The organism is Enterobacter cloacae complex sp. Mu1197 (assembly GCF_040059225.1).
Taxonomy (GTDB): Bacteria; Pseudomonadota; Gammaproteobacteria; order Enterobacterales; family Enterobacteriaceae; genus Enterobacter; species Enterobacter quasiroggenkampii.
Map to the genome: position 1 here is coordinate 3907495 of NZ_CP157375.1, position 11562 is coordinate 3919056.

The 11562-nt window shown below is 54.6% G+C and carries 9 protein-coding genes, 1 tRNA gene and 1 pseudogene; 5 read left to right on the top strand and 6 right to left on the bottom strand.

Annotated elements, in window-relative coordinates; all coding sequences use genetic code 11:
- Positions 1-42 precede the first annotated feature (42 nt).
- The 3 genes and pseudogenes from ABFV38_RS18295 to ABFV38_RS18305 form a co-directional block, all read right to left on the bottom strand.
- Positions 43-564 (bottom strand): annotated as a pseudogene (locus tag ABFV38_RS18295) (GNAT family N-acetyltransferase); the annotation flags it as partial.
- Between the two features lie 13 nt (positions 565-577).
- Positions 578-1441, bottom strand: a complete 864-nt coding sequence (locus ABFV38_RS18300) for a fumarylacetoacetate hydrolase family protein (RefSeq protein WP_045134818.1) — start codon at positions 1439-1441, stop codon at positions 578-580.
- Between the two features lie 17 nt (positions 1442-1458).
- Entirely contained in the window at positions 1459-2820 is a 1362-nt protein-coding gene (locus ABFV38_RS18305) for a 2-hydroxycarboxylate transporter family protein (RefSeq protein WP_021242090.1), read from the bottom strand.
- A 344-nt stretch (positions 2821-3164) separates the two neighbouring features.
- On the opposite strand from ABFV38_RS18305, the gene ABFV38_RS18310 reads away from it, so the two are divergent.
- Both ABFV38_RS18310 and ABFV38_RS18315 read left to right on the top strand, forming a co-directional pair.
- Positions 3165-4790 carry a sensor histidine kinase gene (locus ABFV38_RS18310; protein WP_348957716.1) on the top strand — a complete coding sequence of 542 codons (1626 nt, stop codon included), beginning with the start codon at positions 3165-3167 and terminating at the stop codon, positions 4788-4790.
- Positions 4780-5472: a response regulator gene (locus tag ABFV38_RS18315; RefSeq protein ID WP_126534055.1), complete on the top strand. Its 693-nt coding sequence runs from the start codon at positions 4780-4782 to the stop codon at positions 5470-5472. The genes ABFV38_RS18310 and ABFV38_RS18315 overlap by 11 nt, the downstream gene beginning before the upstream one ends.
- An 88-nt stretch (positions 5473-5560) precedes the next feature.
- Here the strand turns inward: ABFV38_RS18315 and ABFV38_RS18320 are convergent, their stop codons facing one another.
- Positions 5561-7696 carry an ornithine decarboxylase gene (locus ABFV38_RS18320; RefSeq protein WP_348957717.1) on the bottom strand — a complete coding sequence of 712 codons (2136 nt, stop codon included), beginning with the start codon at positions 7694-7696 and terminating at the stop codon, positions 5561-5563.
- 181 nt (positions 7697-7877) lie between these two features.
- Between ABFV38_RS18320 and ABFV38_RS18325 the strand changes: the two genes are divergently transcribed.
- From ABFV38_RS18325 to ABFV38_RS18335, 3 genes are all read left to right on the top strand, one after another.
- Positions 7878-8591 carry a DUF554 domain-containing protein gene (locus ABFV38_RS18325; protein WP_032653359.1) on the top strand — a complete coding sequence of 238 codons (714 nt, stop codon included), beginning with the start codon at positions 7878-7880 and terminating at the stop codon, positions 8589-8591.
- Positions 8592-8686: 95 nt separating this feature from the next.
- Positions 8687-8762 (top strand) — tRNA-Phe (locus ABFV38_RS18330).
- Positions 8763-9305: 543 nt separating this feature from the next.
- Positions 9306-10124: a DUF4225 domain-containing protein gene (locus ABFV38_RS18335; protein WP_023326053.1), complete on the top strand. Its 819-nt coding sequence runs from the start codon at positions 9306-9308 to the stop codon at positions 10122-10124.
- On the opposite strand, the gene ABFV38_RS18340 is transcribed toward ABFV38_RS18335, so the two are convergent.
- Positions 10102-10428 (bottom strand): hypothetical protein, encoded by a 327-nt coding sequence (locus ABFV38_RS18340; RefSeq protein ID WP_039265473.1) that lies wholly within the window; start codon positions 10426-10428, stop codon positions 10102-10104. The two genes, ABFV38_RS18335 and ABFV38_RS18340, sit on opposite strands and share 23 nt — an antisense overlap.
- 282 nt (positions 10429-10710) lie before the next feature.
- Positions 10711-11238 (bottom strand): LuxR C-terminal-related transcriptional regulator, encoded by a 528-nt coding sequence (locus ABFV38_RS18345; RefSeq protein WP_343666497.1) that lies wholly within the window; start codon positions 11236-11238, stop codon positions 10711-10713.
- Between the last annotated feature and the right edge of the window lie 324 nt (positions 11239-11562).

Genomic DNA, 11562 nt, shown 5'->3' on the forward strand with positions numbered 1-11562 from the left:
CTCCAGATTCTATGATCTGGTGTCCTGGATATGGGGTTCAGTGCACTGCGCCGCCGCCTGCTCCACCAGATGGCGGTGGCCGAGGGTGAACGGATTGGCGTTCATCACGATGGCGCCAATCTTCTCCCCGCACTTGCGGTTCGCGCGCAGAGAACGGCAGTAGCGCGCGATCCCCTGCGGGGTGTTCTCCATCAGCACGGCGTTGTTCCCGCTCTGGGCAATCGGCCAGAAGCCGCTGCGGGCAAAACGCTCCCGGTTGCACGGACGGGTGCAGAGGAAGAGGTGAAAATGGCCGCGCTCCAGCGCCGCATGTTCCACCTCTGCCAGCAGCCGCGCGCTGAGGTTCTCGCCGCGAAGCTGCTCGTTAACCGCCACGCACTTGATGACGTTGGCGGCAAGCCCTGCGCAACCCACCAGCTGCGAGCCGGACCAGGCTTCGACGAACAGCGTGATGTCGTTGTCCAGGCCAAGGCCGCTGTCTGCCAGCAGATAACGGATCTGACTTAAGCGTTCCGGATGTTTCGCCACCAGCGTGTGGCGAAAATCGATGGGTTGCGAGTGCATGCTGCCGCCTTACTTAATGTGCTGCCGCAAGCCCGACGGCTGGCGCTTCCACAATCACGTTGCTCAGATGACCGATATGCTCGATCTCCACCTCAATGCGATCGCCCTCTTTCATAAACAGCGGCGGGTTACGCTTTTTACCCACCCCGCCTGGGGATCCAGTGATGATCACATCGCCAGGACTTAAGCGGGTGAAGGTGCTGATGTACTCGATCAGCTCCGCAACCTTGTGGATCATGCTGCTGGTGTTGTCTTCCTGCACCATGCGGCCGTTCAGCCAGGTGCGAATCGCCAGTTGGTGCGGATCGGGGATCTCATCCGCCGTCGCCATCCACGGACCAAACGCGCCGGTCTGACGCCAGTTTTTACCGGCGGTGAACCAGGTGTGCTGCCAGTCGCGGGCGGAGCCGTCCATGTAGCAGCTGTAGCCCGCCACGTGGCGCAGGGCGTCGTCGCGGCTGATGTTCTCCCCGCCTTTACCGATGATCACCGCCAGCTCGCCTTCGTAGTCGAATTCGCTGGAGTGGCGCGGCTTCAGCACCGGCTCGTTGTGGCCGGTCTGTGAATCCGGGAAGCGGACAAACAGCGTCGGGGCCGGGTTGTGCTGGTCAAACTCCTTGCGCTTGTCGGCGTAGTTCATGCCCACGCAGAGGATTTTTTCCGGCTGCTCAATCACCGGTAAGAATGTGATGGCGCTCATCGGCACGTCCACGGCATCGTTCAGGTAGCGGGTGGCCTGCGCCAGCCCGTTGCCCTGCAGCAGCGCCTTGAGGTCGCTGTAGCGGTCGCCCAGACGGCGGCCTAAATCAATCACGCCGTCGGCCTGCACGATGCCGTAGCTGCGTTTTCCCTGGTATAAAAAGCTTGCGAGTTTCATTGTTCTTTCCTGAAAACTTAAACGAGGAAGTTGCCCAGAATCAGCAGTGAGATGGAGACGTTAATCGCCCCGCCGATACGGGTAGCAATCTGGGCGAACGGCATCAGGCTCATGCGGTTGCCTGCGGTCAGGATCGCCACGTCGCCGGTACCGCCCTGGCCGCTCTGGCAGCAGGAGACGATGGCGACATCAATCGGGTGCATGCCAATCTTTTTGCCAACGAAGAACCCTGTCGCCACCAGCGCGGAGACGGTGCTGATAATCACCAGCAGGTTGGTCAGCGTGAAGGCGGCCACCAGTTCATGCCATGGGGTGATGGCCACGCCAACGGCAAAGAGAATCGGGTAGGTCACAGAGGTCTGGAAGAATTTGTACACCACCTGAGAGCCTTCCAGCAGGCGCGGAGAGGCGCCGTTGCAGAGCTTCACCAGCACCGCCATAAACAGCATGCCGACCGGCGCAGGCAGGCCAATCAGCTTGTGGCCGAGCATGCCCAGCATGTAGAGCAGCACCGCCAGCAGCGCGCCGGAGGCGATCGTGGTCACGTCCGCTTTGCCGGAGAATGCAGGCTGAGAGACGGTGGCATCGGCATTGGCGCGGTTAGGCATCAGCTGGCCTTCACCGGTCAGATGCGGGTAGCGTTTACCAAGCTGGTTCAGGCAGCCGGAGATGATGATCGCCGTCAGACCGCCGAGCATGACCATCGGCAGCACGCGACCGAGCGCCACGCCCTGGTCCATATGCAGCAGGGTGGCATAGCCGATGGAAAGCGGGATCGCCCCTTCCCCAACGCCGCCCGCCATGATTGGCAGGATGATAAAGAAGAAGATCTGGAATGGCTCAAGACCCAGCGCCAGGCCGACGCCCATCCCCACCAGCATGCCGACGATTTCGCCGCACAGCATCGGGAAGAAGATGCGCAGGAAGCCCTGAATCAGCACCGTGCGGTTCATGCTCATGATGCTGCCGACAATAATGCAGCAGATGTAGAGGTAGAGAATGTTGGTGGATTTGTAGAACTTAGTGGTGGACTCGACCACCACGTCCGGCAGCAGGCCGTAATAGACCAGCGCGGAAGGGATAAAGGTGGCGCAAATCGCCGCCGCACCGAGCTTGCCGACAATCGGCAGGCGTTTGCCAAACTCGCCGCAGGCAAAGCCGAAGAAGGCCAGCGTCGCCACCATCACCACGATATCGCTCGGCAGTTTTCCGCCCAGGCAATCAATCGCGATCAGTGCCCCCGCCAGAACGAACAGCGGCAGAGGAATAATCCCGATTTTCCAGGTATCCATAATATGCCACCAGCGCTCTTTGAGCGAAGGTCGCTGAATTTCAATCGGGTCGTGGGTAACAGAGAAAGAATCGTCAGTTGTGCTCATAATAAGCCCCTTGGTTATTTTGTGCGTTCAGCTTAGAGTCACAAAGGCTTACTTTATGTGAGGAATGGCATATTAAAAGCGAAGTTTTAATGGCAGCTATGGTTTTAATGGTTTCTTTTATTTAATGTGATTTATGCCTTATTTATGGTCGTGGTTTTTATGGTTTCTTTTCTGAATTGAACAAACAAATAACATTTATTCATGCAGCCAGATGCCACCCGTCTTTGGGATAACGCTTTTACAGCGCCCGCTGTGCAAGGGATCACAAGTTTTCGGCAAAGCGGGCGCCCGCGTGAAAAAAGATGATATATTGGCGTTCTTTGTCGCTACCTTGCGTGAGAGTTATGAAAGTCTCTTTCCAGATAAAGCTGTTTATTTCGCTGGTTGCCTTTTTCTCAGTGCTTTTTGCGTTACTGGGCGGATATTATTATGCCGATGTCGGGAAACAGCTTTATCAGGAAATGAGCACGCGCGCCAAAATACAGGCTGAAGAGATTGCACTTATTCCAACATTGCGACATGAAGTTGAACAAAAGAATATCATCGCCATCCATGATTTTATGCAGAAGATTTCTGCGCACAGTGACGCCAGCTTTATTGTGATTGGCGATAATAAGGGCCAGCATCTTTTTCACTCCGTCTTCGCCGACAGAGTGGGCACCACGCTGGTAGGCGGTGACAACGACGCCGTATTGCAGGGTAAAAGCACCACCACCATCCGCAAAGGCGGGTTGGGTATTTCGCTGCGCAGTAAGGCCCCCATCTTCAACGCTGCCGGACAGGTGGTCGGCATTGTTTCGGTCGGCTATCTCACCAGCTACCTGGACACCATTACCGTCAGTAAAGTGGTCAATATCCTGATTGCCGCCGTGCTGCTGCTGATTGCTCTCTTTATCTTCTCCTGGTTCTTTACCCGCAGTATTAAGAAGCAGATCTTCTCCCTCGAGCCGCGCGAAATCGGCCTGCTGGTGCGCCAGCAGAAGGCACTGATGGAGTCTATTTATGAAGGGGTGATTGCCATTGACGATCAAAGGCGGATTGAGGTGATCAACCAGGCGGCGCGCAAGCTGCTGAGGCTGAGCCAGCCGGCCCGCGAGCTGCGCGGGCAGCTGATAAATCAGGTGATCGATCCGGTCCCGTTCTTCGACACGCAGACGATGCTGGCGAAAGATACCCATGACGAGATTTGCCGTTTTAACGATCTGACGGTGATTGCCAGCCGGGTCCACATCATGCTTGAGGGGTCGCTACAGGGCTGGGTGATCACCTTCCGCGATCGCAACGAGATCGACTCGCTGAGCGCCCAGCTTAGCCAGGTCAAACGCTATGTCGATAACCTCCGCATAATGCGTCATGAGCAGCTAAACCGGATGACCACCCTCTCCGGCCTGCTGCACATGGGCCGCTATGAGGAGGCGATTGGCTACATTCAGGCGCAGTCTGAACACGCCCAGGAGCTGCTGGACTTTATCTCTTCGCGCTTTAGCTCCCCGACCCTGTGCGGCCTGCTGCTGGGCAAAGCCGCCCGCGCGCGGGAGAAAGGCGTCGAACTGAGTTTCGACCCGGCCTGTCGGCTGGACAGGCCGTTCCTGCCGCTGGGGGAGCAAGAGTTGATTTCGATTATTGGCAACCTGCTGGATAACGCCATCGAAGCGACACAGCGATCGCCGCTTCCCCACGCGCCGGTGGAGGTGCTGATAAAGCTCAGCGAACAGGAGCTGATCATTGAAGTGGCCGACCAGGGCGTGGGCATCAAGCCGGAGATCCGTGACCGGATCTTTGAGCGCGGCATCACCACCAAAACTCGCGGCGATCATGGGATTGGTCTGTATCTGATCGAAAGCTATGTCACACAGGCTGGCGGCGCGATAGAAGTTGCCGATAATACGCCGCGCGGCGCCATTTTCTCCCTGTTTATCCCGGCCACGGGAACCGCCCGGCAACTGGAAGACACCGACTATGCAACATGAACTTATCGACGTACTGATTGTTGAAGACGAGAACGAACTGGCGCAACTGCATGCGGAGCTGATAGGCAAACATCCGCGTCTGAGGCTGGTGGGCATTGCCTCGTCGCTGGCTGCGGCCCAGGCAGAGCTTGCAAACAAACAGCCGCAGCTGGTGCTGCTGGATAATTATCTGCCGGACGGCAAAGGGATCTCGCTGATCAATAACCCCATGCTGGCCCGCGCCAACTGCTCGGTCATTTTTATTACTGCCGCCAGCGATATGGACACCTGCAGCCAGGCGATCCGCAACGGCGCGTTCGACTACATCCTCAAGCCCGTCTCCTGGAAGCGGCTCAGCCAGTCGCTGGAGCGCTTCGTGCAGTTTGCCGAACAACAGCGGGTCTGGAAGATTGTCGACCAGCAGAACGTGGATTCGCTGTATCAGCTTCAGGCGAAAAACTACCGCCAGGACAACGGCAGCAAGGGCATTGAGGAAAATACGCTGGCGCGGGTGCAGTCGCTGTTTAACGACAAGGCAATGCACTGCTTTACCGTGGATGAGGTGGTGAGCGAGACGGGATTGAGTAAAACCACCACCCGTCGCTATCTGGAGCACTGCGTGGAGACGGGCTTTCTCAGCGTGGAGATGCTGTACGGCAAGATTGGGCATCCGAGGAGGATGTACCGGCGCGCAGAAGCCTGAAGCTGTATTGTAGGCCCGGTAAGCTTGCGCCACCGGACAAATCGCCGGGTGGCGCTAACGCTTACCCGGCCTACGTTCGGGCAAGAGTCTACATCAACACATACCCATACAGCCGCTTAATCCCGTCGGCATCCTTCTCGCTGTAAACGCCCTGCAGTTCAGGCGAGAAGCCCGGCAGCAGGTTGATGCCCTCCTCCAGCGCCAGGAAGTAACGCTGCACCGCCCCGCCCCAGACTTCACCCGGGACCACGCACAGCACGCCTGGCGGATAGGGCAGCGCTCCTTCGGCCGCAATTCGCCCTTCGGCATCCCGTATGCGAACCAGCTCCACGTCTCCGCGAATATACGCCTGATTGGCATCCTGCGGGTTCATCACCACCTCCGGCAGGCTCTCCTTGCGGAACATCGCCTTCTGCAGATCCTTGACGTCAAAGCTGACGTAGAGATCGTGCATCTCCTGGCACAGCTGGCGGAGGGTATAATCCCGGTAGCGCACCGGGTATTTCTGGAAGATCGTCGGCAGCACGTCCGCCAGCGGCGTATCGTCTTCAATATGCTGTTCAAACTGCCCCAGCATCGCCACCAGCTGCGCCAGCTTCTCGCTGCTTTCGGCAGGCGTCAGCAGGAACAGAATCGAGTTAAGGTCGCATTTCTCCGGCACGATGCCGTTTTCACGCAGGTAGTGCGCCAGAATCGTTGCCGGGATCCCGAAATCAGTGTACTCCCCCGTCTCGGCATCGATGCCCGGCGTGGTCAGCAGCAGCTTGCACGGGTCAACAAAGTACTGCTCGCTCGCATAGCCCTCAAACCCGTGCCAGTTGGCCCCCGGTTCGAAGCTGAAGAAGCGCAGCTCGCTGGCAATGGCATGCGTCGGATGATCCTGCCACGGCCGCCCCGCCACCACCGGTGGGATAAACGGTTTGATCATATGGCAGTTGGCAATGATCGCCTTGCGCGCCTCAATGCCCAGCTCGACGCACTCCGCCCACAGCCTGCGTCCGCTCTCCCCTTCATGTATTTTCGCGTTGACATCCAGTGCCGCAAATAGCGGGTAAAACGGGCTGGTGGAGGCATGCAGCATAAAGGCGTTGTTCAGCCGCTTGTGCGGGCAGAAACGCGCCTGACCACGAATGTGGTTATCCTTTTTATGGATCTGCGAGGTTTGCGAGAATCCGGCCTGTTGTTTGTGCACCGACTGGGTCACGAAAATCCCCGGATCGTTCTCGTTCAGCTCCAGCAAAAGCGGGGATGTTTCCGCCATCATCGGAATAAACTGCTCGTAGCCCACCCAGGCGGAGTCAAAGAGGATGTAGTCACAGAGATGGCCGATCTTGTCGATCACCTGACGGGCGTTGTAGATCGTCCCGTCGTAGGTGCCAAGCTGAATGATCGCCAGGCGGAACGGACGCGGCTCGTCGGCCTTCTCCGGCGCCGTCTCGCGGATCAGATCCCGCAGATACGCGTCGTCAAAGCAGTGGTCGTCAATCCCGCCAATAAAGCCAAACGGGTTACGTGCGGCCTCAAGGTAAACCGGCGTGGCACCCGCCTGGATCAGCGCCCCGTGGTGGTTAGATTTATGGTTGTTGCGGTCGAACAGCACCAGATCGCCGCGGGTGAGCAGCGCGTTGGTCACCACCTTGTTGGCCGCCGACGTCCCGTTCAGCACGAAGTAGGTTTTATCTGCGTTGAACACTTTCGCCGCGAATTTTTGCGCATGCTTGGCGGACCCTTCGTGGATCAACAGATCCCCCAACTTCACGTCGGCATTGCACATGTCGGCGCGAAATACGTTCTCACCGAAGAAATCATAGAACTGTCGCCCTGCCGGGTGTTTTTTGAAAAAGGCGCCGTGCTGGTGTCCTGGACAGGCGAAAGTGCTGTTACCCATCTCCACATACTGACTCAGGGTGTCGAAAAACGGTGGCAGCAGGTTCTCTTCGTAACGGCTGGCAGCGCTCTCCAGCTCCAGAAACTCCTGAGCTTTACCCGAGATGACCGCGGTGGCGCCGTCAGGCACCTCCGTTGGTTCCTGAGAGAAAATAAACACCGGTAGCTGAAAGCCCGTGCGTTTCAGCAATGCAAGGATGCCACTGCGACTCTCTGTCGTCGTCATGACGACGGCTGCCACATCGGTGAAATCCGTGCTGTCCAGCGTCACCTTTTCGCGGTGCGTAGACACAGTTGAGAGCAGCTCGCGGCTGACGGCGATTTTCATGGTTTTCATAAGCGCAATTACCCTCACCGAACGGTGAGACAGGGAGGAGAAAATTCGCGCAATAATGTCACCTTTTATTTTGAGGTGCAAGAAGGAATCAGTATGCACGAAACCACCCAAAGCTAAGGCCCGCGCAGCGCTGACGTGCCATAATAATGCAATATCAATGATTAAATAACAGGAGTTAACTTTGGTTATCGGGCCATTTATCAACGCAGGAGCCGTATTGCTGGGCGGCGTACTCGGCGCAGTGCTAAGCCAGCGGCTGCCGGAGCGTATTCGCACCTCCATGCCCTCAATATTCGGCCTGGCATCGTTAGGGATCGGTATTCTGTTGGTGGTCAAATGCGCCAACCTGCCGGTGATGGTGTTGGCCACCCTGCTCGGCGCGCTGATTGGCGAATTTTGCTATCTGGAAAAAGGCATTAACAGCGCGGTGAGCAAAGCCAAAAACCTGATAGCCCGACCGGGCAAGGCGAAACACGGCACGCACGAGACGTTTATTCAGAACTATGTCGCCATCATTATTCTGTTTTGCGCCAGCGGCACCGGGATTTTCGGTTCGATGCAGGAAGGGATGACGGGCGACCCGAGCATTTTGATTGCAAAAGCGTTTCTTGATTTCTTCACCGCCACTATTTTTGCCACCACGCTCGGCATTGCCGTGGCGGCGATTTGCGTCCCGATGCTGCTGATCCAGCTGGCACTGGCTACCTGCGCCACGTTAATTCTCCCGCTCACTACTCCGGCGATGATGGCAGACTTTACCGCCGTCGGCGGCCTGCTGCTGCTGGCTACCGGGCTGCGCATCTGTGGGATCAAGATGTTTGCCGTGGTGAACATGCTGCCCGCACTGCTGCTCGCCATGCCGCTCTCCGCGCTCTGGACGCACTTTTTCGCTTAAGGATGCGGCGAAATGGTGAGAGATTGCGCAGTCCGTATCGAAAACAACATTTTTCGTTGACGCCACCGGGCAGATCGGGTTTAATGCGCCCCGTTGCCCGGATAGCTCAGTCGGTAGAGCAGGGGATTGAAAATCCCCGTGTCCTTGGTTCGATTCCGAGTCCGGGCACCACTATTTAAAGAACCCGCCCTCGTGGCGGGTTTTTGCTTTCTGAGTCAACAACTTGTTGGTTTATCAGTAGTTACCCCTCTTATCTTTCCTCCGGCCCCGCTTCCCGGTGGTACAAAATGGGCATTATGATAAAGCCTACCAAAGACCGAAACGGCACCTACTATACAGTGGACACATGCCGGATTGCCCAGGGCCTCCGAAAACATCCAGTCGTGCTGCACATCCGGCCTGATTGATGGTGAAATTCCCGACAAAAACGGCTGGCTTTCCGCTGGTGTTGCCCTTTCCCTACTACAGCGGCCACTCAAGCGAGAACGGGCTTCTCATTGATGCCATTGAGCAAAAATCTGGCCTGATACTTTCGGTGATGCCCGGTGAAAGCCGTCTAGTAGGCCGAGGTGTGTAGCTGCAAAAAGCGACTTCTGCTTCAGACCCCGTAACCACATTGCTACTATATTGTGCATGCGTTGGCACGCATGGCAGTCAGAGGGAGCCGTTTATCAGTCTAAACAGACGCCGGTAAAGCAATTGAGAGGAATTACAATGGATGCAGCATTGCTTAACATGATGCAATCAGGTGGAAGAAATAAAGCCTGGGCGGAAACGATGGTGAATATGGAAGCCAGGAAACTGGTAAATACAGCCAACACTCTGTCGGCTTTTCATCTCAGCGATGGTCTGACTCGAATGAAGTTCATTCAGGAAATTCGGGACCTCATAGAACAACAGTTTACGCTAGCTCGTCAGGCTAAATCAGATAAAGAATGCATGGACTGCGTTAAAATACTTCGAGAAGAAAACTATAACCTCCTGGAACAAGCTCGTTTATTACGAACGAAGGCAGCGAAGCTTTACGCGAAAGTCGAGTTCATCCGAGAGAATAACAAAATTGTTGGGTATGTTATCTCGGCAGTTAGTGTTGTCCTGGCCGGTGCTGAAATAGCCGCAGGATTTACACTGATTGGCACGATGACCCCTCTCGGAGTTCTTGCTGGTGCGATTCTGGTTACTGACGGGGCAAACAGCATCAGTAAAGAAGTGGCTCGCTACGCAACGAACAACACTACCAGTGAAGGGCTGGTCGCGAATGCCGCGATGTCTACAGCTGAGTTTATGGGCTTTAGTCGTGAGAATGGTTTAGGTGTCTACAAATCAATCTCACTGGCCGCTAATGCGTATACCATTTTTGGCTTGTTACGGCGACCTGGTACCTGGCGACTGTTTCGTTATCTACCCACAGACTATTACCGAAAGGTGAGCACATTGAGCCGCCCGCAGCTTACAATGAAAATAGCGGGTTACGGCGTGAAAGCTAAGATTATTTTTGATCTGTTGTCCGTCAGCGACCCGTCTCAGAATTAGTCAGCATTTTACGGTAACGCCAGGATTTGTAGCCAAGTTTTGCTGGCGTTATATACCAGATAAAAGGTAGTACAATCAATAACGTGAGCGCAAGTGTCAGACTTGTATCCCTGGATGCAAGTAAAAGAGTTAAAGCCAGTATGATAAAGGCAATAATAGTTATCCACTTCATTGCCTTAAAACGATTGGCCAGATCATGAGTTACGCTATCAAACGAACCACCGTAATTCTCGATATTGTTTTTTAGCTTTTGAAGATCTCGTTTACTAAAACCTGATTTTAAAAGTGCTTCTTCGCTTGTCATTCAACTAACCGTCCCATAACTCACTGAAACATGTGACGAAGTTTAACTTAATTTGACGGATAAATCGCTACCTGTCGATATTTGTCAAATTTATATTTATATCAAATAGTTGAAGATATCTTACAGTGGCGGTGACCAGACTCTTCAATCGTGTCCATGACAACGTCCTTGTGTCGTTTTGAGCCAGAGTAAATCCAAACCCAAGGCCAGGAAGTTGTCCTCATCCAGCGTTCTCAAACCTCAGAATACCGCCCGCAATTATGCTTTTGTTCTCTCCCCAACCTAGGGATCGTTCCCACCTGTGCCCAGCAGTTTGTTTTTGAAGATAAACAAACACGCCTCGTTGAAATTCTCCGCCCCCAGCCGTTCTGAGAGCGCCGTTCGTGTGCGGTAGAGACTTTTCACCGACGTATTCAGCTCGCCTGCAATCTCCTCCATTGACATCCCTGCCCTCAGCAACCGCAACATGATCGTTTCATGCGTGCTCAGCCGTAAATTCAGCAGCCACTTCGTGGTCAGGCGCCGGCCCTTCATATTGAGCACCAGGTTAAACAGCGAGGCCATATCCGGCGCCGTCAGCGACGTATTCATAAACAGCTTCATACTGAGCAGATTCTCCTCGCGGTGGCGCATATCAAGCATAACGCAGCAGATCGTTTTTCTCGTTCTGGCCGGATGGCGTATCAGGTAATCATATAAACGGAGCGGACAACGACTATCAATCAATACAGAATATTCATCTGCACCGTTATCAAATATGTTTCTGTCAATCGAATCGAGCAGGATAATATCCGGAAAAAATATCCGCATGCCCCTGACAAGGTAGCGATCCTGAGTCACTAACACTATTGAAGTTGCCACTAACCATCCCTTTTAGATTAAAGCAAGAACGATCCTGCGAAAAGAAGACCGCCTTCGTTTTATAGCGCCGTTATATTAACGATAAATGTATTCTGGCTTTGGACATCCCTCAATACACACATTGATGAGTAAGACTTCCTGTAGACTATCATTCAATGGCTGCCATTAATTATAAATAAAAAACAATCGCAGAAAAGTCACTTCTCTAAACATTAAGAATTTTTGTCATGAAACTTCCCAAACATGCACCAGAAAGTACTTTAATTGAGGCAT

Coding starts and splice junctions, on each gene's coding strand:
- ABFV38_RS18340 (WP_039265473.1), bottom strand. CDS start 10,428: ATGACAAGCGAAGAAGCACTTTTAAAATCAGGTTTTAGTAAACGAGAT.
- ABFV38_RS18335 (WP_023326053.1), top strand. CDS start 9,306: ATGGATGCAGCATTGCTTAACATGATGCAATCAGGTGGAAGAAATAAA.
- ABFV38_RS18310 (WP_348957716.1), top strand. CDS start 3,165: ATGAAAGTCTCTTTCCAGATAAAGCTGTTTATTTCGCTGGTTGCCTTT.
- ABFV38_RS18300 (WP_045134818.1), bottom strand. CDS start 1,441: ATGAAACTCGCAAGCTTTTTATACCAGGGAAAACGCAGCTACGGCATC.
- ABFV38_RS18305 (WP_021242090.1), bottom strand. CDS start 2,820: ATGAGCACAACTGACGATTCTTTCTCTGTTACCCACGACCCGATTGAA.
- ABFV38_RS18315 (WP_126534055.1), top strand. CDS start 4,780: ATGCAACATGAACTTATCGACGTACTGATTGTTGAAGACGAGAACGAA.
- ABFV38_RS18345 (WP_343666497.1), bottom strand. CDS start 11,238: ATGCGGATATTTTTTCCGGATATTATCCTGCTCGATTCGATTGACAGA.
- ABFV38_RS18320 (WP_348957717.1), bottom strand. CDS start 7,696: ATGAAAACCATGAAAATCGCCGTCAGCCGCGAGCTGCTCTCAACTGTG.